Source organism: Micromonospora sp. WMMD730, assembly GCF_049178955.1.
Classification (GTDB): Bacteria; Actinomycetota; Actinomycetes; order Mycobacteriales; family Micromonosporaceae; genus Micromonospora; species Micromonospora wenchangensis.
Window position 1 is genome coordinate 681,796 of the sequence record NZ_JBMHML010000002.1, and the last position, 20,935, is coordinate 702,730.

Consider the following 20,935-nt stretch of genomic DNA (forward strand, 5'->3'; position numbering starts at 1 on the left):
ACCCGGAAGTGGATCACCGGTGGCGTGTCCCGGCCGGTCGGTGGGGGGTGTCAACCGGCCGGGACCAGGGACGCGGCGCCGAACGAGACCGCGAATCGTTGACACCAGATGGTGACACTCGTCAGCGCGGCGAGGTCGGTGCCGGCCGGGACGGCGTACGCCTGGTCGCCGCGGTTGCCCTTGAGCCGGCCCAGCTCCGCCCGGCGGCCGTCGTCGAAGACGTGCCAACCGGCCCGGCCGGTGCGGACCGGCTGGTCGGAGAGCCAGACCCGCTGATCCGGGCCGTTGGAGGTGTCCAGCCCGACCAGTTCCAGCCGGTGCCGGCCGTCGGCGGTGCGGACGATCCGGGCGGTGCCCGAGGTGTCGTGTTCGTGACTGACGAACGTCCCCCGGCTCACCACCACCGGCCGGGTGGCCGGGGAACCGTCCGTGGGCGTGGTCCGGGGTGGGGTGCCGGCGGGCGCGGTCGGCGGGGCGGTCCCGGTCGGGGTGGTCCCGGCCACGCCGCCGTCGGCGGGTGTGGTGCCGTCGGCGGCCACGGTGCCGGTCGGGGCGGCGTCGTCGACGTCGGAGAGCCGCTCGTCGACCTGGCGGTCGGCCACCACCTTCCAGGGCTGGAACCAGTACAGGCCGAAGGCGGCACCGACGCCGAGGACGACGACGGCGACCCAGGCCAGCGGGGCACGGGACAGGCGACGGAACATGCCGTCCAGTCTCGCCGCGCCACCGCGACCGGTCACCCGTCACCGGGGTTACGGAAGCCTTACCGCCCCGCCCGCTCGTTCGACCCGCCTGGGCCGGCACGGCGGTGCCGGATTCGGCGGACACCGCCGGATCGCCGATCGGGCGCGGACCGTCGGCCCGGCCGATCGGGGCGGGGCTGGTCAGGGGCGGGTATCAGGGGAGACCCGGGGCGATTCCGGATACCCGCCGGGGTGGCCGGTCCCTAGGCTGGCGGACGTGACACTGATCGCGACCGAGTCGCTCACCAAGACGTACGGAGGCCGGGTCACCGCGCTGGCCGACCTGACCGTCGCGGTCGAGCCGGGGATCATCGGTCTCGTCGGCGCGAACGGCGCCGGCAAGTCGACCCTGATCAAGATTCTGCTGGGCCTGCTCCCGCCGACCAGCGGACGGGTCTCCGTGCTCGACCTCGACCCCACCACCGACCCGGCGGCGGTCCGCGCCCGGGTCGGTTACATGCCCGAACACGAGGCGCTTCCGCCCGACCTCTCCGCCGCCGAACTCGTCACCCACCTGGGGCGGATGAGCGGCCTGCCCCGTACGGTGGCCCGCGAGCGCGCCTCCGAGACGCTGCGCCACGTCGGCCTCTACGAGGAGCGGTACCGCCCGGTGGGCGGCTACTCCACCGGTATGAAGCAGCGCGTCAAGCTCGCCCAGGCCCTGGTGCACGACCCGGACCTGCTGCTGCTCGACGAGCCCACCAACGGCCTCGACCCGGCCGGCCGGGACGCCATGCTCGCCCTGGTCCACCGGATCGGCACCGAGTTCGGCATCTCCGTCCTGGTCTGCTCGCACCTGCTCGGCGAGGTGGAGCGGATCTGCGACACCCTGGTCGCCATCGACGGGGGGCGGCTGCTGCGCGCCGACCGGATCGACGCGATGACCTCGGCCACCGACCTGCTCGCCGTCGAGGTCAGCGAGGGCACCGACCAGCTGGCCGGCCGGCTCGCCGCGCTCGACCTGCCGGTGACCCGCGACGGCCGGATGCTGCTCGTCCCGCTGGCCGACGAGCGTACCTACGACCTGATCCTCGGCGCGGTCGCCGAGCTGGACCTGCCGCTGCACCGGCTGGACCAGCGCCGGCACCGGGTGGCCGAACTCTTCGCCCCGAGGGAGCCCAGCAATGCCTGAGCCGACCGGCGTCATCCACGACATCGGCTACCAGCGCTACACCGGCCCGAGGCTGGGCCGCCGGCACGTCTTCGGCGCGCTCTACCTGCACGGCCTGCGGACGGTCTTCGGGCTCGGCCGCAGCGCCAAGGCGAAGATCTTCCCCTGGCTGGTGGTCGGCATCGTGACGGTGGTGGCCGCCGGCCTCACCGCCGTGCGCAGCCAGATCGGCGAGGTGGTGATGACGTACGCCCAGTTCGCCGACGCGATGAGCTGGCTGGTCATCTTCTTCGTCGCGGTGGCCGCCCCCGAGCTGGTCTCCCGGGACCTGCGCAGCGGCGTGCTCCCGCTGTACTTCTCCCGGCCGCTGCCGCGCGACGACTACGCGCTGGCCAAGCTGCTCTCCCTGGTCAGCGCGTTGTGGCTGCTGCTGGGCGGGCCGCAGCTGGTGATGTTCCTGGGCGCGGCGTTCACCACCTCCGACGGCCTGCGCGGGACCTGGAACGAGCTGCTGGACCTGCTGCCCGGGTTGCTCTACGCGGGGCTGTGGGCGGCGGTCTTCGCCTCGATCGGTCTGCTGGTCGCCTCGCTCACCGGCAAGCGGGCCTTCGCCGCCGGTGGCATCGTGGCGGTCTTCCTGATGACCACCCCGGTCGTCGGCGTGCTGTCGATCCTGCCCTCACAGGCCGTCAACGAGCTGGCCCTCCTGGCCTCACCGTCGACCCTGGTACAGGGGGTCGGCTCGTGGGCGTTGCAGGACCTGCTCTACCCGGGCGCCGGCACCGGCCCGCCGATCGGCGGCTTCGGCCCGGTCTACGCGGTCGTCGCCGTGCTGCTGGTCACCGCCTGCACCGCCCTGCTGCTGCTGCGATACCGGAAGGTGGCCGCCCGATGACCACACTCGACACCGACGCCCGGCCGGTGGTCACCACCAGCACCCTGGATCTCGTCGGGGTCTCCCGCTGGTACGGCAACGTGGTGGCGGTCAACGACGTCACCATGCGGCTCGGCCCCGGGGTGACCGGCCTGCTCGGCCCGAACGGCGCCGGCAAGACCACCCTGCTGCACATGATGGCCGGCTTCCTCGCCCCGTCCCGGGGCACGCTCACCCTCGACGGGGAGTCCACCTGGCGCAACCCGGGCGTCTACCGGCGGCTCGGGCTGGTCAGCGAGCGGGAGGCGGTGCACTCCTTCCTCACCGCCAAGGAGTTCGTGCTGGCCAGCGCGAAGCTGCACCGGCTGCCCGACCCCGAGGCCGCCGCCCGCCGGGCGATCGAACTGGTCGAGATGACCGACGCGCAGGACCGCCGGATCGGCACGTACTCCAAGGGCATGCGGCAGCGGACCCGGGTGGCCGCCGCGCTGGTGCACGACCCGCAGGTGCTGCTGCTCGACGAGCCGTTCAACGGGATGGACCCGCGCCAGCGGCTGCACATGATGGGCCTGCTGCACTCCCTCGGCGACGCCGGGCGGACGATCCTGTTCAGCTCGCACATCCTGGAGGAGGTCGAGCAGGTCTCCGGCACGGTGCAGGTGATGGTGGCCGGCCGGCTGGCCGCCTCCGGTGACTTCCGCACCATCCGCCGGTTGATGACCAACCGGCCGCACGTCTTCGCGGTCCGCTCCACCGACGACCGGGCGTTGGCCGTGGCGCTGATGGCCGACCCGTCGGTCGCGGGCGTCGAGCTGGACAAGAACGGCCTGACCGTACGCGCCGGCGACTACGGCGCGTTCACCCGGGCGCTGCCCAGGATCGCGCTCGCCCGGCAGATCCGGGTCCGGCAGTTGACCCCCGAGGACGAGTCCCTGGAGAGCGTCTTCTCCTACCTGGTGGAGGCCTGATGTCGACCGTTTCCTGGATCACCGCGCGCGGGCTGTTCGGCCGTCGCCGGTTCCTCATGCTGCTGCCGCTGCCGGCGGTGCTGGTGCTGCTGGCCGTCCTGTGCCGGTCGCTCGGGGTGGACCCGGGCCAGTGGGCGACGCCGGTGCTGGTCGGCCTCGGCCTGGCCGTGGTGCTGCCGGTGGTGGCGCTCATCGTCGGCACCGGCGTGCTCGGCGCGGAGATCGACGACGGCACGGTGGTGCACATCCTGACCAAGCCGCTGCCCCGCTGGCAGATCGTGCTGCCGAAACTCGCGGTGGCCGCCGGGGTCAGCGCGGCCACCGTCGCCGTGCCGCTCTACGTCGCGGGCGTGCTCGCCGACTCGGTACGCCTCGGCCTGGGCCTGGTCGTCGCCTCGGCGCTCGGCGCGCTGGCCTACTCGGCGCTGTTCCTGGCGCTCAGCCTGGTCACCCGGCGGCCGGTGCTGCTCGGCCTGGTCTACGTGCTGATCTGGGAGGGGCTGCTGGGCAACTTCGTCAGCGGCACCCGGGTGCTGTCGATCCAGCAGTGGGTGATCGCCCTGGCCGACAGGATCGCCCCGACCGACCTGCTGTCGACCACCGTCTCGGTGCCGGTGGCGGTGGTGCTGACCGCCGTGGTCAGCGTCGGCTTCACCGTGTTGGCCATCGACCGGCTCCGCTCCTTCAGCGTCGCCGGCGAAACCAGCTGACCCTGCCCCACCTGTCTCACCCTGTCCGCCCGGCCCGCCCCGCTCGGGCGGGCGGGGCGGACAGCCCATGATCGACGCAGTTGCGCCGGTGTGGCGGCATCCAGGCGACTGGATACCGCCACACCGGCGATCTAGCGCCGACCCGCCGACCCGTCGGCCGGCGTCAGAATGCGCTGGCGATGACGAGTTCGGGGGCGCGGTCGGGGAGCAGGTCGAGGGTGGTGATCCGGCCGGCGGCGCGCACGTCGTCGGCGACCAGGGTGAGCTGGTCGAGCAGGCCGGCCGGGCCCAGCGCCTCGGCCAGCGGGACCTCCGCCCGCATCGACAGCCTGCGCTCGGACTTGGCCCGCCGGACCTGGCCCAGCGCGTCCCCGGCCAGCCGCAGCAGGGCCGGGTCACCGGTGCCGGTGATCGCCCGCCCCACCTCGTAGGTGGTCGGCCAGGGGGCCCGGTGCACCGAGCCGTACCGCCACCACGACCAGACCTCCTCGGTCACGTACGGCAGCACCGGGGCGAACAACCGCAACTGCACCGACAGGGCGGTGGCGAGCGCCGCCCGGGCCGAGTCGGCACCCGGCCCGGTGCCGTAGGCGCGTTCCTTCACCAACTCGATGTAGTCGTCGCAGAACCGCCAGAAGAACGCCTCGGTGGCCTGTAGGGCGGTCGTGTGGTCGTACCCGTCGAAGGCGGCGGTCGCGGTGGCGACCACGGTGGACAGCTCGGCGAGCAGGGCGGTGTCCAACGGGGTGGTCGCCGGGGTGCGCAGGGCGTCGGCGGCACCCAGCCCCAACGCAAACTTCGACGCGTTGAGCAGCTTGGTGGCCAGCCGCCGACCCACCCTGATCTGCGCCGGGTCGAAGGCCAGGTCCATGCCGGGCCGGCCGTTGGCCGCCCAGTAGCGCACCGCGTCCGAGCCGTGCTGTTCCAGCAGCGCCATCGGGGTGACCACGTTCCCCTTGGACTTGGACATCTTCTTGCGGTCCGGGTCGAGGATCCAGCCGGAGAGCACCGCGTCCCGCCAGGGCAGCACCCCGTGCTCCAGGTGGGCACGCACGACCGTGCCGAAGAGCCAGGTCCGGATGATCTCCTGTCCCTGCGGGCGCAGGTCCATCGGGAAGATCCGGTCGAACAACTCCGGGTCGGTCTCCCAACCGCCGACGATCTGCGGGGTCAACGACGAGGTGGCCCACGTGTCCAGCACGTCCGGGTCGCCGACGAACCCACCGGGCACGCCGCGCTGCGACTCGTCGTAGCCGGGCGGCGGCTCACCCGACGGGTCGACCGGCAGCGACGCCTCGTCCGGTGTGAGAGGGTTGGCATGGTCCGGCTCGCCAAAGGCGTCGAGCCGGTACCACACCGGCACCGGCACCCCGAAGAAGCGTTGCCGGCTGACCAGCCAGTCCCCGGTCAGCCCGCCCACCCAGTGCGCGTAGCGGTGGCCCATGTGCTCCGGCACCCAGCGCAGCTCGTCGCCCCGGGCCAGCAGCTCCGCCCGCAGCCCGGCGTCCCGGCCACCGTTGCGCAGGTACCACTGCCGGGTCGAGACGATCTCCAACGGCCGGTCGCCGCGCTCGTAGAACTTCACCGGATGGGTGATCTCGCGCGGCTCACCGACCAGGTCACCGGCTTCGCGCAGCGACTCCACGACGGCCCGCCGGGCGGCGTTGACCGACTGCCCGGAAAGCGTGGCGTAGGGTCCGACCGGCACGCCGTCCGGTGGCTCGGCCAGCAGCCGGCCGTCCCGGCCGATCACCACCCGGGTCGCCAGGTCGAGGTCCCGCCACCAGGTCACGTCGGTCAGGTCACCGAACGTGCAGACCATCGCGACGCCGGTGCCCTTGCCCGGGTCCGCCAGCGGGTGCGCGCGCACCGGCACCTCGACCCCGAACACGGGGGTACGCACGGTCGCGCCCACCAGGTCGGCGTACCGCTCGTCGTCGGGGTGGCAGACCACCGCCACACAGGCCGGCAGCAGCTCCGGCCGGGTGGTGTCGATCAGCACCTCCCGCCCGTCCGGCCCGGTGAACCGCAGCCGGTGGTACGCCCCCGGACGCTCCCGGTCCTCCAGTTCCGCCTGTGCCACGGCGGTGCCGAACCCGACGTCCCACAGCGTCGGCGCCTGCGCCTGGTACGCCTCGCCCCGGGCCAGGTTGCGCAGGAACATCCGCTGCGAGGTGGCCCGCGCCGCCCGCCCGATCGTGGTGTACGTCAACGACCAGTCCACCGACAGGCCGAGCCGTCGCCAGAGCGCCTCGAAAACCTGCTCGTCGTCGGCGGTCAACCGGGCGCACAACTCGACGAAGTTGCGACGGGAGATCGGCGTCGGCTCCCGGCGTAGGGCCTCGGTGACCGGGGCGTCGGGCGGCTGCCACGCCGGGTCGTACGGCAGGGACGGGTCGCAGCTCACCCCGTAGACGTTCTGCACCCGGCGTTCGGTGGGCAGGCCGTTGTCGTCCCAGCCCATCGGGTAGAACACGTTGCGCCCGCGCATCCGCTGGAACCGGGCCACCGTGTCGGTGTGCGTGTACGAGAAGACGTGCCCCATGTGCAGCTCGCCGGATACGGTCGGCGGCGGGGTGTCGATGGCGTACACGTCGTCGCCGCGACCGTGCCGACGCGGGGTCCCCGCCGTCGACCCACGACCCGCTACGGTCGCCTTCTCCCGGTCGAACGTGTACGTGCCCTCCTCCTGCCAGCGGCGCGCCCAGCGTTCCTCGATGCCGTCCAGGGTGGGACGTTCGGGAACACCGGCGCGGGCCGTCCTCGCCGTATCAGTCATCGGTCGATCGTAGGCAGCCACCGGCCTCCCGCCCACCGGCTTTACCAGGCGTGCCGGCCGCCTCGCGCCGGGTGCCCGGCACGACATGGGTCGTGGCACGCCGGGTGCCCGGTGCGACGTGGGCCGGACCCGGTGACCGGCCGGTTCGGGGAACCGGCCGGCGGGGCCTGAGGTTCGGAGCGGGCCGGACCCGGTGGGCTACCGGTTCGAGGAGCCGACCGGCGGGGCGAGCAACGGCCCCTGGGTGGCGATCTGGAAGCCCAGCCCGGTGCGGTCGTTGACCCGGTCGAGGATCACCGAGACCGGCGCGTAGATGTTCTTCTCACCGGGGTTGGTGCAGGGCCCCTCGCCGGGGTCACCGTCGCTCAGGATGCCCAGCGCCCGCCCGTCGGACTCGGTGAACAGCGGGCTGCCGCTGTCACCCGGCCGGGCGCACACCCGCACGTCGATGCCGCCACTGGCCTTGCCGATGACCTCGCCGCAGCGGGTGCCCGGCAGGTAGCCGGCCCCCGCGCCCGAGTCGACGTACTGCTCACCGGCCTTCGGGGTGTACGCCGAGCCGGTGGCGCAGACCACCCAGCCGGCCTGCACGGTGGCGTACGGCGTGACGCCGGTGATCGGCACGTCGCGGCTGCCCCTGCCGGCGCAGGCCGGGTTGTCGGCCACGCACCAGTAGTTGACCAGGCTCGGCGTGTTGCTGCCGGCACCGCGCCTCGGGTACGCCCAACGGGTGCTGGCCCCCTCGGCGTAGGGCAGGACCGCGTAGTCGTTGGGGAAATCGTTCTCGGCCAGCACCGGGTTGGTCGACTCCAGGCCCACCGGCACCTTCGGACCGAGGAACTGGTGCCAGGTGTCGTCGACGCGCTGGTGCCGGCCGCCCACCACGCAGTGCCCGGCGGTCAGCACGTAGTACCGCCCCGACTTCGCCCGGACGTTGAAGCCGGTGGTGCAGCCGCCGACGGTGCCGTCGTCACGGGGCACGTCCAGCCGGATGCCGCCGCGCATCGGCGCCTGCGCGCAGTAGCGCGGGTCGCACGCCTTGGGGATCGTGCCCGCGTCGAACCGGGCCCGGACCCGCGCCGGCACCCCGGCCGTGTCGAGCGCGCCGGCCAGCCGGGCGTCGTCGGCGGGCACCGCGTCGCCGGTGAGCACCAGCACCTCGTTGGCCCGCTCGTCGACCACCACGTCCCGCCCGGCGGTGACGCCCAGCGTCCCGGCCAGCCGGGTCGCCGCCGCGTCCAGGTCACGACGCGAGTGCCGGACCGGCACGACGGTGACGTGCCGGGCGTCCGGCAGCCCGGCGACCGTCTCGGTGACCCGGGCCGGGTCGGTGGCGGCGATGGTGAGCACCCCGCCGCCGGCCTGGTCCAGCCACATCCCGGCGTAAGCGTCGGGGAAGCGGGCGGCCAGGGTGTCGGCCAGCGGCGCGGACAGCTCCTGGAGGGCCAACCGGCGGGCGGCCTCGTCGGGGCCGACCCGGTAGCGGTCGCTGAGGTAGCTCACCGAGGCGGGGGCGGCCTGCGCGACCTGGGCCGCCGGGCGGCTCGCCACCGGTGCCGGCCGCGGTGCGGCAGGCGTCGCGGCCCGCCCACCGGCGTCGGCGCGGGTCGCCGTCCGGGCCTGCCCGGCGACCGGGACCGCCCCGGCCGCCCAGGTGCCCCCTGCCGGTTCGCCGGCCGGAGCCGCGCCCCGGTCCACGGCCAACGCCACCCCGGTCGTCCCCATCGTGCTCAGCGCCAGCGCCGCCGCCAGCACCACTCGTCCACGGATCCGCACGCCGCAACCTCCCCGTATGCCGGCGACGCGACCGGCCCCGCCGCGCCCGCCCGGTCGGACCGGCGGGGGCGAGGCCCATCGATGCGGGCCGAGTCTAGCCGCCCGGTGAACCACCGGGTGCCCCGCAGGACGGGTCAGCTCAGCGACTCGCGCCACTGCCGGTGCAGCGTGGCGTACCGGCCACCGGTGGCGGCGAGCCGGGCCGGCGGGCCGTCCTCGACGATCCGTCCGGAGTCGACGACCAGCACCCGGTCGGCGGTCTCCACCGTGGAGAGCCGGTGCGCGATCACCAGCGCGGTGCGGTCCCGCAGCACGCTGGCCAGCGCCTGCTGCACGAGCCGTTCGGTCGGCACGTCCAGCGACGACGTCGCCTCGTCCAGGATCAGCACCCGGGGGTCGGCCAGGAACGCGCGGGCGAACGCGACGAGCTGCCGCTGCCCGGCGGAGAGCCGACCGCCGCGCCGGTGCACCTCGGTGGCGTACCCGTCGGGCAGGGCGGCGATGAAGTCGTGCGCGCCGATCGCCCGCGCCGCCGCCTGCACCGCCGCGTCGGAGGCGTCCGGCCGGCCGAACCGGATGTTCTCCGCCACCGTGCCGCCGAACAGGTGGTTCTCCTGGGTCACCAGCACCACCGCGCGCCGCAGCTCGGCGTCGGACAGGTCCCGCAGGTCGACCCCGTCCAGCTCGACCGTGCCGGCGTCCGGGTCGTGGAAGCGGGCGAGCAGCTTCGCCACCGTCGACTTGCCGGCACCCGTCGGGCCGATCAGGGCCACCGTCTGCCCGGCCGGCACGGCCAGGTCAAGCCCGGTCAGGATCGGCGTCTGCGGCCGGTAACCGAAGGAGACGGCACGCAACGTCACCGCGCCCCGCCCCGGCCCGCCCGGCAACGGCACCGGTGCGGCCGGTTCGGGCACCCCCGGTCGTTCGTCGAGCACCCCGGCGAGCTTCTCCAGGGCTGCGGTCGCCGACTGGAGGGAATTGTAGAACTGGCTCAGCTCCTGCATCGGGTCGAAGAACCGGCGCAGGTAGAGCAGGAACGCGGCGAGCACCCCCACCCCGGTGTCGCCGCCCAGCACCCGCCAGCCGCCGTACCCGAGCACCGTGGCCACCGTGACGTTGCCGATCACCTTGATCCCCGGCGAGTACGTGGCGATCAGCCGGAACCCGTGCAGGCTGGCCCGCCGGTACTCGTCGTTGACCGCCTCGAAGATCTCCTGGTTGCGCGGCTCACGGCGGAACGCCTGCACCGCCCGGATGCCGCGCAGCGACTCGACGAAGTGGACGATCACCAGCGCCACCGCCTCCCGGCTGTGCCGGTAGGCCTGGGCCGAGGCGTGGGCGAACCAGCGGGACAGCCAGAACAGGAACGGGAACGCCAGCAGGGTCACCGCCGCCAGCGGCAGATCCAGCCAGAGCAGGATGGCGGCCACCGACAGCACCGACAGCGCGGCGGCGACCAGGGTGTCGATCCCCCCGTCGACCAGCTCGGCGATGGAGTCGACGTCGCTGGTGAGCCGGGACACCACCCGACCGGAGGTGTAGCGCTCGTGGAAGCCGACCGAGAGGGTCAGCAGGTGGCCGTACACCCGCTGGCGCAGGTCGAGCAGGACGGCCTGGCCGATCCGGGCGGAGCGGGTGAGGTAGCTGCGCCGGGCGGCGTACTCGGTGAGGGCCGCGACGGCGAACGCGCCCGCGACGGCGGCCAACGGACCCGGGTCACCGGCGCGCAGCGGCGGCACCGCCCGGTCGATGCCGAGCATGACCAGGTACGGCCCGGCCATCGCGGCGGCGTTCTGGGCCAGCAGCAGGCCCACCGCCACGCCGAGCGACCGTCGGTGCGGGCGGAGCAGGTCACGCAGCAGCGCCCGGCTACGCTCCCGCAGCCGGGCCACCGCCTCCGGGGAGTCGTCCTCGGCCCGGCTGCGGTCGGCGTCCGGGTCGGTGGCCCGCCCCCGCCAGTGCGCCAGCGCGGCGGCCCGGCCGTCGCCCCCGGTGGTGCCGGGTCGCCGGTGGCGGCCGTCGCCCCCGGCCGGGCCCTGCTGCCGGGGCGGCCGGCGGATCACGAGCGCACCAGGCCCGGTGCCGGCGTGGGCTCGGCGGCGAGCACCGCCCGGTACGCCGGCACCGTGGCCAGCAGGTCGCAGTGCCGGCCGACGGCGGTGATCCGGCCCCCGTCGAGCAGCGCCACCCGGTCGGCCAGCGCGACCGTCGACGGCCGGTGCACCACCAGCAGCGCGGTGGTGTCCCGCAGCACCCGGCGCAGCGCCGCCTCGACCAGCGCCTCGGTGTGCACGTCCAGGGCGGAGAGCGGGTCGTCGAGGATCAGCAGCGCCGGCCGGCCGAGCACCGCGCGGGCCAGCGCCAGCCGTTGCCGCTGCCCGCCGGAGAGCGACAGGCCCTGCTCGCCCACCCGGGTCGCCAACCCCCACGGCAGGTCGTACGCGAAGTCGGCCTGGGCCAGCGCCAGCGCGGCCCGGACCTCGTCGTCGGTGGCGTCCGGGCAGCCCAGGGTGAGGTTCTCCCAGACCGACATGGAGAACAGCGTCGGCTCCTCGAAGGCCACCCCGACCAGCCGGCGCAGCGCGTCCAGACGTACCCCGCGCAGGTCGTGCCCGTCCAGGGTGATCCGGCCACCGGTGACGTCGTGCAGCCGGGGCACCAGGGAGAGCAGGGTGCTCTTGCCGCAGCCGGTCGCCCCCACCAGGGCCAGCGTCTCGCCCGGCTCGACGGTCAGTTCGATCTCCCGCAGCACCGGTTCGACGCTGCCCGGGTAGCGGAACGACACCCCCTCGAAGCGGAGCCGGCCGCGCACCGCCGAGCGGGCCAGCGGTACGGCGTCCGGGGCGTCCACGATCGACGGCGGCGTGTCCAGCACCTCCTGGATGCGGTCGGCGGCGGTGGCCGCCTCCTGCCCGTTGGCGATGATCCAGCCGAGCGACTGCACCGGCCAGATCAGCATGAGCTGGAGACTGACGAAGGCGACCAGCTCGCCGATGGTCAGCGCGTCCCGGGCGACCAGTGTCGCGCCGCCGACCAGCGTCGCGCCCAGGGTCAGGTTGGGCACCAGGTCGAACAGGGCCGACGCGCCGGCCAGCAGCGCCCCCTTGGCCACGCCGGTGTCGTGCAGCGCGCGGGCCCGCCCGGCGAACCGGTCGGCCAGCTCCGGCCCCCGCCCGTACGCCTTCATGGTGCGCAGCCCCTGCGCGGTCTCCTCGACCAGGGTGGCAACGTCACCCTGCTGGTCCTGCATCCGCCGCGACGAGGTGTGGTAGTGCCTGCCGAACCGGCGGCTGATCAGGAACAGCGGCACCGCGCTGGCCGCCACCAGCAGTCCCAGCGGCCCGTGCAGGCGGATCAGCAGGATCACCACGGCGACGTAGGTGACCACGTTGAGCACCAGGAACAGCAGCCCGAAGGAGAGGAACCGGCGTAGCACCGACAGGTCGCTGATCGCCCGGGACAGCAGCTGCCCGGACTGCCAACGGTCGTGGAAACCGGCCGGCAGGCGTTGCAGGTGGGCGTAGAGGTCGGCGCGGATGGTCGCCTCCATGCCGACCGAGGAGGAGGACTGGCTCCACCGCCGGATGAAGATCAACACCGCCTCGACCAGGCCGAGCAGCAGGGCCAGCCCGCCGAGGCGGAGCAGCCCCGCCGGGTCGTGCCGGGCGACCGGCCCGTCCACCACCCGCTGCACCAGCAGGGGTACGGCCAGACCCGCCCCGGTGGCGGCCAACGCCGCCGCCAGCAGCAGGACGTACGCGGCGGCGTACGGGCGCAGGTAGCGGCGCAGCCGCCAGAGGTTGCGCAGCGACCGGACCCGACCGTCCGCCCTCGGGGCCGGGTCGCCGTCGCGCTGCGCAGGCACTACCCGACGGTAGCGTCGAACGGCGTCGATGCGGCTGTCAGCTTGCCGTCAGCCGCCGCTCGTGACCGAGCAGCCACTCCTTCACCGGCAGCCCGTACCGGTAGCCGCCGAGGGTGCCGTCGGTGCGCAGCACCCGGTGGCAGGGCACGAAGAGGGCGGCGGCGTTACGGGCACAGGCGGCGGCCGCTGCCCTCACCGCGGCGGGCCGGCCGGCCAGCGCGGCGTACCCGGTGTAGGTGACCGGCTCGCCCGCTTTGACGTCGCGCAGCACGGCCCAGGCGTGGGCCTGGAACGCCCCGCCGCTGTGCTGCCGCACCGGCACCCCGTCGATCGCGGTCAGGTCCCCGTCGAGGTAGGCGCGGACGGCGGCGGTCACCGGGCCGAGGTCGGCGTACGGCTCCAGCGGGCCACGCAGGCTCGGGTGCACCAGCGGCAACAGGCTGTCCGGGTCGGCGGTGAACCCGGCGGCCCGGACCGCGCCGTCCTGGTCGACGAGCACGCTGAGCGGGCCGGTCGGGGTGTCCATGGTGGTCGTGCCGATGGTGGTGGTGCCGAGGGTCGTCATGCCGCTCTCCAGAGTCTGATCGCCGCGTACGACCGCCAGGGCCGCCAGCGGTCGGCGTACGTGTCCAGGGTGGTGGGGGTGGCCGGCAGGCCGAGGGCGGCGGCGCCCCGGCGTACCGCGAGGTCGGTGGGGAGCAGGACGTCGGGGTCGCCGAGGGCCCGCATGGCCAGGTAGCCGGCGGTCCACGGGCCGATCCCGGGCAGTGCGGTCAACCGTCGTACCGTCTCCGCCCGGTCCCCGCCGGGTTCCAGGTCGACCTCCCCGGCGGCGACCGCCCGGGCCAGCGCGCGGATCGTCTCCCGCCGGGCGGCCGGCATCCCGAACGCCGCATCCGGCAACCCCAGCACCTCCTCCGCCCCCGGAAACCCCCACACCCCCCACCCGTCCGCACCGCCCCCGTCCGCCTCGGCGGGGTGATCAAGAGGTTTGCGTCGCCGGGAAGCGCTCTCCGTGACGCAGACCTCTTGATCACCGGGGTCAGGGTCGGGGGCGAGGCGGGGGAGGGCGGCTGGGCGGGGAGTGTGGGTGAGGAGGCGGGTGAGGGTGGTGCGGGCGGCGGACAGGGAGACCTGTTGGCCGATGATGGCCCGTAGCGCCATCTCGAAACCGTCCACCGCCCGGGGCACCCGCACGCCGGGTTCGGCGGCGACTATCCCCGCCAGGGCCGGATCGGCGGCCAGCGTCTGGTCGACCGCCTCCGGGTCGGCATCCAGGTCGAACAGGCGACGGCAGCGGGCCACCGCCGGGGCCAGGTCCCGCAGGTCGGCCAGGCGCAACGTCGCCACGACGTACCCGGTCGTCGGCGTCAGCGCGATCTGCGCCGGGCCGTGCGGCAGCCGCAACCCCCGGCGGTACGTCCCGTCGCGCACCTCCTCCAGCCCGGGCAGCGTCCGGGCGGCCAGGAACCCCAGCAGGGCGGCGGCGTGCAGCGGCGGCCGGTACGCCAGCCGCAGCGTGATCGTGCCCGCCCCGCCCGGCGTCGGCGGGCCGCCCCGTCCGGTACGCAACTGCGACGGCACCGTCCCGTACACCTGGCGGACGGTGTCGTTGAACTGCCGTACGCTGCCGAACCCGGCCGCGAACGCCACCTCCGCGAGGCCCAGCCCGGTCGTCTCGATCAGCGTCCGGGCGGTCTGGGCGCGTTGGGCCCGCGCCAGCGCCAGTGGCCCGGCACCCAGTTCCGCCCGGAGCATCCGGTGCAGGTGCCGTTGCGTGTAGCCCAGCCGGGCGGCCAACCCGGGTACGCCGTCCCGGTCGACCACCCCGTCGGCGATGAGCCGCATGGCGCGACCCACCACGTCGGCGCGGACGTCCCACTGCGGTGAGCCGGGCGCGGCGTCCGGCCGGCACCGGCGGCAGGCCCGCAGGCCGGCCCCCTGCGCGGCGGCTGCCGACGGGAAGAAACGGACGTTACGCCGCTTCGGCGTGATCGCCGGGCAGGACGGCCGGCAGTAGATCCCGGTCGACGTGACGCCCGTGTAGAACCAGCCGTCGAACCGCTGGTCACGGCTGTCCACGGCGCGGTAGCACCGTTCGAAGTCCAACTCCACGCCACCGATCATGCCCGCAGCTCACCGGCGGTGGCTCGCGGGAATCGGACCTGAGCGTGCGGGCGGCGGTGACCTCCCCACCCCGGCCGTCCCGGGGTGGGGAGGTGGTGCGTCAGCGCGCGGGAACGGGGCCGGTCGCGGGCCCCCGGTCGACGGGCGGTGCGCTGCGGGCGGGCGCCGGTGCGGTGACCGGCCCGGTGCGCGGTCCGTCGACGCGTGGCGCGGGCGAAGCCGGAACGGGCGGTGCGGGTACGGCGGTCGTCGCCGGAGCGGGCGACGCGGGAATCGGCGATGCGGGGATGGGCGACGCCGGAATCGGCGACGCGGGGACGGCCGTCGGGGCCGGCTTGCCCGGCGATGCGGGAATGGTGGTCCGGGCCGGTGCCGGCGCGCCGCGGCCGGTCCGGACACCCTGGTCGACGGGGGGTTCGGTCACCGCTGCCGGGGCGGGGGCGGCGGGCGGCCCGCTCGGCGTCGAGGCCGGTGCGGCGGGCGGGGCGTCCCCGCCACCGCTGGCGGCCATCGCCAGCGGGGTGGCGATCAGCATGGCGGCGAGGACCCCCGCCGCGCTCATCGTGATCGTGACGCGGCGGCGGGACCGGGCCCGGCGTTCCGCCCGGTTCAGGTGGTCGTGCACTGTCGGTGCCTCCTCGGCGAGGTCGGAGAGGGTGGCGCGGATGAGGTTCTCAAGGGGCGTGGTCACCGCCGTACCTCCAGCAGTTCGATGTCCGGCAGGAGTTGCCGCAGCCGGGCCACGGCCCGGTGGGTGCGGCTGCGCACGGTGCCCACCGAGCAGCCGAGCGCGGCGGCCACCTGGGTCTCGGTCAGGTCCTCGTAGTAGCGCAGGACCACGACCGTGCGCTGGGCCGCCGGCAGCGCGCGCAGCGCGGCCCGCATCGCCAGCCGTACGTCGGTGCCGCCGAAGAGGTCCGGTCCGGCCCGGTCGTCGACGCCGGTGAGCAGCGTCTCCCGGTACCGGCGCAGCCGCCGCCACCAGCTGACCTGTTCCCGGTACATGACCGTGCGCAGGTAGCCCTCCGGGTCGGTGTGGCGCAGGTCACGCCACCTCGGAATGGTCTTGGCCAGCGCCGACTGGAACAGGTCCTCGGCGGCGTGCCGGTCCCCGGTGAGCAGGTACGCGACCCGCATCAGGGCCGGTGCCCGGCTGGCCACGAACTCGGCCAGCCGGGCCCGATCGTCCTCGTCCACCCACCCTCCCCGTCGTTGTCTGTCACCGATACAGACGCCCCAGCTCACCCCGCCTATCCCGGTCGCCGGGATCAGTTTCCGGCTCGGAAAGTGTCGGTAGTGGTCGGTAGCGTCCCGGCACCAACTCCAGAAAGGGTGCGGCGATGGCGAGCGTGACCGGGCGGGGCGACCCTCGGTCAGGGCGGGGGCGGCTGGACGACGCCGCCGCGCAGGGCCTCTACGACCGGATGCGGGTGGTCGCGCCGGCCGCCTTCGGCGCGATCGAGCGGGACCGGGCCGACGATCCGGCACGGCCGTTCGCCGACACCGCCTGCGGCCGGCTCGTCGGCTCCCTCGACGCGGCCGGCCTGCGGGCGCTGGGCATGTGGGCGCACCACTGGTGCATGCGGTTCTACGACGACGACACCCGGGTCGGCCGACGGCTGGTCCGGGAGATCGCCGGCCGCCGGGCACTGGGCTGGACGGCCGACGAGGTGCGCTGGATGCTCGGCGAGTCGGAGCGGGCCGGCCCGAGCGCCCGGGACCGGCTCACCCTGCCGCTCGCGGCGGCCGGCGAGCTGCCCGGGGTGGCCGACGGCGGGGCGGGCTGGCGACTCGCCGGGTGACCCCGGTCGGCGGGCCGGGGGACGGCGGTGGCGCAGGATGGCAGCGGAGCCAGCCGCAGAAAGGACAAGCATGCCCGCCATCGAGCCGACGATCGTCGCCACCAGCATGGGTTTCGCCAGCCGCAACCGGGGCCCGTGGGACGCCGCCCCCGGGCCGGTCTTCGACCTGATGGCCGGGCTGGCGCAGGCCGACGAGCCGCGGATCTGCTACCTCAACCAGGCCGTCGGCGACCAGCCCACCGCGCTGACGGTCTTCCACGGCGCGTTCGCCGGCACCCGCTACCGCCCCTCCCACCTGGCGCTGTTCCCGATGCCCAACGTCGAGGACGTCCGGGCGCACCTGCTCGGCCAGGACATCATCTGGGTCGGCGGCGGCAGCGTGGCCAACCTGTGCGCGGTGTGGCGGGTGCACGGGCTGCCGGAGATCCTGCGCGAGTGCTGGGAGGCCGGGGTGGTGCTCGGCGGCGTCTCCGCCGGTTCGATCTGCTGGCACGTCGGTGGCCCCACCGACAGCTACGGCCGGGAGTTGCGCGCCTACACCGACGGCCTGGGCTGGCTGCCGTACGGCAACGGGGTGCACTACGACAGCGAGGCGCAGCGCCGGCCGCTGCTGCACCGGCTGGTCGCCGACGGCACGCTGCCGGCCAGCCACTGCACCGACGACGGGGTGGGGCTGGTCTACCGGGGCACCCGGCTGGCCGAGGCGGTCGCCGACCGGGCCGGGGTGGCCGCGTACGAGGTGGTGGCGGACGGTGCCGGTGGGGTGCGGGAGACCCGGATCGAACCCCGGTTGCTCACCGCCTGAGCTGTCCCGGCGGTGCCGACGGGGTCGCCTGCCGGGTGACGGCGTAAGCTGGCCCGTCGTGAGTCTCACCATCGGCATCGTCGGCCTGCCCAACGTCGGCAAGAGCACCCTGTTCAACGCGTTGACCAAGAACGACGTGCTCGCGGCGAACTACCCGTTCGCCACGATCGAGCCCAACGTCGGCGTGGTGGGGCTGCCGGACGCGCGGCTCGACAAGCTCGCCGAGATCTTCTCGTCGCAGAAGGTGCTGCCCGCGCCGGTGTCGTTCGTCGACATCGCCGGCCTGGTCCGGGGGGCCTCGAAGGGGCAGGGCCGGGGCAACGCGTTCCTGGCGAACATCCGGGACGCCTCGGCCATCTGCCAGGTGGTGCGGGCCTTCTCCGACCCGAACGTGGTGCACGTCGACGGCAAGGTCTCGCCCGCCGACGACATCGAGACGATCAACACGGAGCTGATCCTCGCCGACCTGCAGACCCTGGAGAAGGCGCTGCCCCGGCTGGAGAAGGAGGCCAAGCTCCGCAAGGACCGGGCCGCCGCCGTGACCGCCGCGAAGCAGGCCGTCGAGGTGCTCGACGGCGGCACCACCCTGTACGCCGGGGCCGCCGCCGCCAAGATCGAGTTGGAGCACCTGCGGGAGCTGCACCTGCTCACCACGAAGCCGTTCCTCTACGTCTTCAACGTCGACGAGGCCGAACTGGGCAACGCCGTCTTCCTCGACGAGCTGCGCGCTCTGGTGGCCCCCGCCGAGGCCGTCTTCATGGACGCCAAGATCGAATCCGAGCTGGTGGACCTGCCCGAGGAGGAGGCCCGCGAGCTGCTGGAGTCGATCGGGCAGTCCGAGCCGGGGCTGGACCAGCTCGTCCGGGTCGGCTTCCGCACGCTCGGGCTCCAGACGTACCTCACGGCGGGGCCGAAGGAGGCGCGGGCCTGGACCGTGCCGGTCGGCGCGACCGCCCCGGAGGCCGCCGGGGTGATCCACAGCGACTTCCAGCGCGGCTTCATCAAGGCCGAGGTGGTCTCCTACGACGACCTGGTCGCGGCCGGTTCGATGGCGGCGGCGAAGGCCGCCGGCAAGGTCCGGATCGAGGGCAAGGAGTACGTCATGCAGGACGGCGACGTGGTGGAGTTCCGGTTCAACGTGTAGCTCCGGTCCACCGTCTGCCCGGCTGAATCGCGTTGTCGGGCCGGTCGACCGGTCCTACGGTGATCCGGTGACGATCCGAGACGCCGAGGACGGCGACTGGCCGGCGATCTACCCCTTCTTCAGCGAGATCGTGGCGCAGGGCCACTCGTACGCGTTTCCCGGGAACCTGTCCCTGGAACAGGCCCGCGGGTGGTGGATGGAATCGCCTCCGGGGCGCACCGTCGTCGCGGTGGACGGACCGACCGTTCTCGGCAGCGCGAAGATGGGTCCGAACCGGCCCGGTCGCGGCGCACACGTGGCAACGGCCAGTTTCATGGTCGACCCACGGCATTCCGGCCGCGGCGTCGGTCGCGCCCTCGGCGAGCACGTCGTCAGCTGGGCGCGTGCCGCCGGCTACCGGAGCATCCAGTTCAACGCGGTCGTCGAGTCGAACGAGGTCGCGGTCCGGCTGTGGCGTTCGCTGGGTTTCGAAGTGCTCGCCACCGTCCCCGAGGCGTTCGACCACCCCGAGCACGGCCTGGTGGGGCTGCACGTGATGTTCCTGGATCTGCGCGCTCCCGACCAACCGTCACGGTGATCGGCGACGGCGATGCGGGCCGTCCTGCACCAGCTCTCGCCGCGGGGCTCCCGCCCGCAGCTCGGCTGGCCCGGACTGCGCTGCGCCGCGTCGACGGAGTGCGACGGCGACGTCGGTGCGTTCGTGCGCGTCGGCACCGAACCGGTGCTCATCCAGAACGACCCGAGCTACGCGGACGCGGTGCTCGACGACGGGTACGACTTCCTCTTCCAGGTCGACGAGGAGGGGTGGCCGGTGGCAGGCGAACTGGACGACGCCCGGGGTGAGCCGCGCGTCACCCCGTCGCGGGCAGCGGGCCGGGGCGGTGCGGGCCTACCGTGACGGCGTGGCGTTGCGACTGGAACCGATGACCGACGAGCAGTACCTCCGCTACCGGGAACACGCCGAGGAGGACTACGCGCGCAACATCGTCGCCTCCGGGGCGATGCCGCTGCCGGAGGCGCGGGAGAAGGCCCGACAGGACTTCCAGGGTCTGCTGCCCGACGGCCTGGCCACCGAGGGGCACCGGCTGTGGACGGCGTACGACGGCGACGCCGAGGTCGGTCGGCTCTGGCTGCACCTGGAGCAGAAGTCCGACGGCCTGCACGCCTTCGGCTACGACTTAGCGGTGCGCGAGGAGCTGCGCCGCCAGGGCCACGGCCGGGCGATCATCGAGGCCGCCGAGCGGCTGTGCCGGGAGTTGGGGGTGGTCGCCATCGGGCTGAACGTCTTCGGCTTCAACACCGGCGCACGGGCGCTCTACGAGCAGATGGGCTTCGAGGCCACCGCCATCCGCATGATCAAACGGCTGTAGTACGCCGGCACACCCCGGGGTCGGGACGATGTGCCCCGACCCCGGCCGGTCCACCCCTCAGCGGCGGTAGACCGAGATGTGCGACGTGCTGGTGTCGTCGAACGGGTGCCGGTGCCAGTCGGCGTACCGCTCGACGAGCCGCAGGCCGGCCCGGTGGGCCAGCTCGTCGATCTGCTCCGGCCAGCAGTAGCGCATCGCGAACGGTTCCAGGTGCACGCCGTCGCGGTCGAAGGTGATGGTCTGCCGGACGAAGGTCTGCGCCGCCCGGTCGTACTGGTGCAGCCGGATGGTGGCCGAGTCCTCGGTCACCGACCGCATCTGCACCTGTTCGTCCCGGTCGAAGGTGGCCGGGTCGGGCACGAACGCCTCGACGACGAACTCGCCGCCGGGGGCCAGCACCCGGGCCACGTTGCGGAGGCAGTCCTGCTGCCGCTCGGCACGAACCAGGTTGAACAGGGTGTTGAACACCAGGTAGACCAGCCGGTACGGGCCTGTCACCGGCACGTCGGCCATGTCGCCGACGGTCACCGGGATGCCGTCGCCGCCGGGCTTGGCGCGCAGCTTCGCCACCATCTCCGGTGACGCCTCCACCCCGTCGACGGGTACGCCCCGGGCGGCGAGCGGCAACGCCACCCGACCCGTCCCGACGGCGAGTTCGAGCACCCGCCCGTCGCCGGCCCGCTCGGCGAGGAAGTCCACCGCCGGGCCCGGGTCGGGGTTGCCGGGGCTGTCGTACCTGTCGGCCCACATCCTGCCGAAGTGGCCCGGATCATCGAACACCGACATCAGCGACCCCCGTACGGGGTGCCGGCCGGTCTGGTGTCACCGGCGCATGGTCGCGCCGTCACTGCCGTGGTGGTG

20 protein-coding genes are annotated in these 20,935 nt (G+C 74.1%); 10 read left to right on the forward strand and 10 right to left on the reverse strand.

Annotated elements, in window-relative coordinates:
* Positions 1-50: 50 nt before the first annotated feature.
* On the reverse strand, positions 51-704 hold the full coding sequence (locus tag ACN265_RS03200; RefSeq protein ID WP_421405964.1) for a DM13 domain-containing protein: 654 nt from the start codon (positions 702-704) through the stop codon (positions 51-53).
* Here ACN265_RS03200 and ACN265_RS03205 point away from each other — a divergent pair.
* The 4 genes from ACN265_RS03205 to ACN265_RS03220 are packed head-to-tail and all read left to right on the forward strand — an operon-like array spanning position 703 to position 4,406.
* The gene (locus ACN265_RS03205) at positions 703-1,875 is read left to right on the forward strand and encodes an ABC transporter ATP-binding protein (RefSeq protein WP_421405965.1); all 1,173 of its coding nucleotides are present in this window, start codon (positions 703-705) and stop codon (positions 1,873-1,875) included. The two genes, ACN265_RS03200 and ACN265_RS03205, sit on opposite strands and share 2 nt — an antisense overlap.
* A complete protein-coding gene (locus tag ACN265_RS03210; protein WP_421405967.1) occupies positions 1,868-2,749 on the forward strand; it encodes an ABC transporter permease in 882 nt (293 codons plus the stop codon). Before ACN265_RS03205 ends, ACN265_RS03210 begins: the two co-directional genes overlap by 8 nt.
* Positions 2,746-3,696, forward strand: a complete 951-nt coding sequence (locus ACN265_RS03215; RefSeq protein WP_421405969.1) for an ABC transporter ATP-binding protein — start codon at positions 2,746-2,748, stop codon at positions 3,694-3,696. The genes ACN265_RS03210 and ACN265_RS03215 overlap by 4 nt, the downstream gene beginning before the upstream one ends.
* Entirely contained in the window at positions 3,696-4,406 is a 711-nt protein-coding gene (locus tag ACN265_RS03220; RefSeq protein ID WP_420116780.1) for an ABC transporter permease, read from the forward strand. Before ACN265_RS03215 ends, ACN265_RS03220 begins: the two co-directional genes overlap by 1 nt.
* A 163-nt stretch (positions 4,407-4,569) precedes the next feature.
* On the opposite strand, the gene valS is transcribed toward ACN265_RS03220, so the two are convergent.
* The 8 genes from valS to ACN265_RS03260 form a co-directional block, all read right to left on the reverse strand.
* Complete coding sequence (valS, locus tag ACN265_RS03225; protein ID WP_421405970.1) at positions 4,570-7,185, reverse strand: valine--tRNA ligase; 2,616 nt, start codon at positions 7,183-7,185, stop codon at positions 4,570-4,572.
* A gap of 198 nt (positions 7,186-7,383) precedes the next feature.
* On the reverse strand, positions 7,384-8,961 hold the full coding sequence (locus ACN265_RS03230) for a trypsin-like serine protease (protein WP_421405971.1): 1,578 nt from the start codon (positions 8,959-8,961) through the stop codon (positions 7,384-7,386).
* A 134-nt stretch (positions 8,962-9,095) separates the two neighbouring features.
* Complete coding sequence (locus ACN265_RS03235; RefSeq protein ID WP_421411335.1) at positions 9,096-10,928, reverse strand: ABC transporter ATP-binding protein; 1,833 nt, start codon at positions 10,926-10,928, stop codon at positions 9,096-9,098.
* 92 nt (positions 10,929-11,020) lie between these two features.
* Positions 11,021-12,826 carry an ABC transporter ATP-binding protein gene (locus ACN265_RS03240; protein WP_421405972.1) on the reverse strand — a complete coding sequence of 602 codons (1,806 nt, stop codon included), beginning with the start codon at positions 12,824-12,826 and terminating at the stop codon, positions 11,021-11,023.
* Positions 12,827-12,863: 37 nt separating this feature from the next.
* The gene (locus ACN265_RS03245; protein WP_421405973.1) at positions 12,864-13,391 is read right to left on the reverse strand and encodes a methylated-DNA--[protein]-cysteine S-methyltransferase; all 528 of its coding nucleotides are present in this window, start codon (positions 13,389-13,391) and stop codon (positions 12,864-12,866) included.
* Entirely contained in the window at positions 13,388-14,941 is a 1,554-nt protein-coding gene (locus ACN265_RS03250) for a DNA-3-methyladenine glycosylase 2 family protein (protein ID WP_421411337.1), read from the reverse strand. The genes ACN265_RS03245 and ACN265_RS03250 overlap by 4 nt, the downstream gene beginning before the upstream one ends.
* 112 nt (positions 14,942-15,053) lie before the next feature.
* Entirely contained in the window at positions 15,054-15,644 is a 591-nt protein-coding gene (locus tag ACN265_RS03255; RefSeq protein WP_421405975.1) for a hypothetical protein, read from the reverse strand.
* Entirely contained in the window at positions 15,641-16,150 is a 510-nt protein-coding gene (locus ACN265_RS03260) for a SigE family RNA polymerase sigma factor (RefSeq protein WP_420118449.1), read from the reverse strand. The genes ACN265_RS03255 and ACN265_RS03260 overlap by 4 nt, the downstream gene beginning before the upstream one ends.
* A gap of 143 nt (positions 16,151-16,293) precedes the next feature.
* Between ACN265_RS03260 and ACN265_RS03265 the strand changes: the two genes are divergently transcribed.
* From ACN265_RS03265 to ACN265_RS03290, 6 genes are all read left to right on the forward strand, one after another.
* Positions 16,294-16,755, forward strand: coding sequence for a hypothetical protein (locus ACN265_RS03265; protein ID WP_420118450.1), 462 nt, complete (start codon positions 16,294-16,296; stop codon positions 16,753-16,755).
* 70 nt (positions 16,756-16,825) lie between these two features.
* Positions 16,826-17,560: a peptidase E gene (locus ACN265_RS03270; protein ID WP_363655636.1), complete on the forward strand. Its 735-nt coding sequence runs from the start codon at positions 16,826-16,828 to the stop codon at positions 17,558-17,560.
* Positions 17,561-17,618: 58 nt separating this feature from the next.
* Positions 17,619-18,704 carry a redox-regulated ATPase YchF gene (gene ychF, locus ACN265_RS03275; RefSeq protein WP_420118452.1) on the forward strand — a complete coding sequence of 362 codons (1,086 nt, stop codon included), beginning with the start codon at positions 17,619-17,621 and terminating at the stop codon, positions 18,702-18,704.
* 67 nt (positions 18,705-18,771) lie between these two features.
* The gene (locus tag ACN265_RS03280; protein ID WP_421405977.1) at positions 18,772-19,281 is read left to right on the forward strand and encodes a GNAT family N-acetyltransferase; all 510 of its coding nucleotides are present in this window, start codon (positions 18,772-18,774) and stop codon (positions 19,279-19,281) included.
* Between the two features lie 12 nt (positions 19,282-19,293).
* Complete coding sequence (locus ACN265_RS03285) at positions 19,294-19,602, forward strand: hypothetical protein (protein ID WP_421405979.1); 309 nt, start codon at positions 19,294-19,296, stop codon at positions 19,600-19,602.
* A 4-nt stretch (positions 19,603-19,606) separates the two neighbouring features.
* A complete protein-coding gene (locus ACN265_RS03290) occupies positions 19,607-20,074 on the forward strand; it encodes a GNAT family N-acetyltransferase (RefSeq protein ID WP_421405980.1) in 468 nt (155 codons plus the stop codon).
* Positions 20,075-20,131: 57 nt separating this feature from the next.
* Here the strand turns inward: ACN265_RS03290 and ACN265_RS03295 are convergent, their stop codons facing one another.
* Complete coding sequence (locus tag ACN265_RS03295) at positions 20,132-20,860, reverse strand: class I SAM-dependent methyltransferase (protein ID WP_421405981.1); 729 nt, start codon at positions 20,858-20,860, stop codon at positions 20,132-20,134.
* Positions 20,861-20,935 lie beyond the last annotated feature (75 nt).

What these genes read in the sequence shown, in the direction of transcription:
- ACN265_RS03205 (WP_421405965.1), top strand. Translation starts at nt 703, where the DNA reads ATGCCGTCCAGTCTCGCCGCGCCACCGCGACCGGTCACCCGTCACCGG.
- ACN265_RS03200 (WP_421405964.1), bottom strand. Translation starts at nt 704, where the DNA reads ATGTTCCGTCGCCTGTCCCGTGCCCCGCTGGCCTGGGTCGCCGTCGTC.
- ACN265_RS03210 (WP_421405967.1), top strand. Translation starts at nt 1,868, where the DNA reads ATGCCTGAGCCGACCGGCGTCATCCACGACATCGGCTACCAGCGCTAC.
- ACN265_RS03215 (WP_421405969.1), top strand. Translation starts at nt 2,746, where the DNA reads ATGACCACACTCGACACCGACGCCCGGCCGGTGGTCACCACCAGCACC.
- ACN265_RS03220 (WP_420116780.1), top strand. Translation starts at nt 3,696, where the DNA reads ATGTCGACCGTTTCCTGGATCACCGCGCGCGGGCTGTTCGGCCGTCGC.
- valS (WP_421405970.1), bottom strand. Translation starts at nt 7,185, where the DNA reads ATGACTGATACGGCGAGGACGGCCCGCGCCGGTGTTCCCGAACGTCCC.
- ACN265_RS03245 (WP_421405973.1), bottom strand. Translation starts at nt 13,391, where the DNA reads ATGACGACCCTCGGCACCACCACCATCGGCACGACCACCATGGACACC.
- ACN265_RS03265 (WP_420118450.1), top strand. Translation starts at nt 16,294, where the DNA reads ATGGCGAGCGTGACCGGGCGGGGCGACCCTCGGTCAGGGCGGGGGCGG.
- ACN265_RS03270 (WP_363655636.1), top strand. Translation starts at nt 16,826, where the DNA reads ATGCCCGCCATCGAGCCGACGATCGTCGCCACCAGCATGGGTTTCGCC.
- ACN265_RS03285 (WP_421405979.1), top strand. Translation starts at nt 19,294, where the DNA reads ATGCGGGCCGTCCTGCACCAGCTCTCGCCGCGGGGCTCCCGCCCGCAG.
- ACN265_RS03295 (WP_421405981.1), bottom strand. Translation starts at nt 20,860, where the DNA reads ATGTCGGTGTTCGATGATCCGGGCCACTTCGGCAGGATGTGGGCCGAC.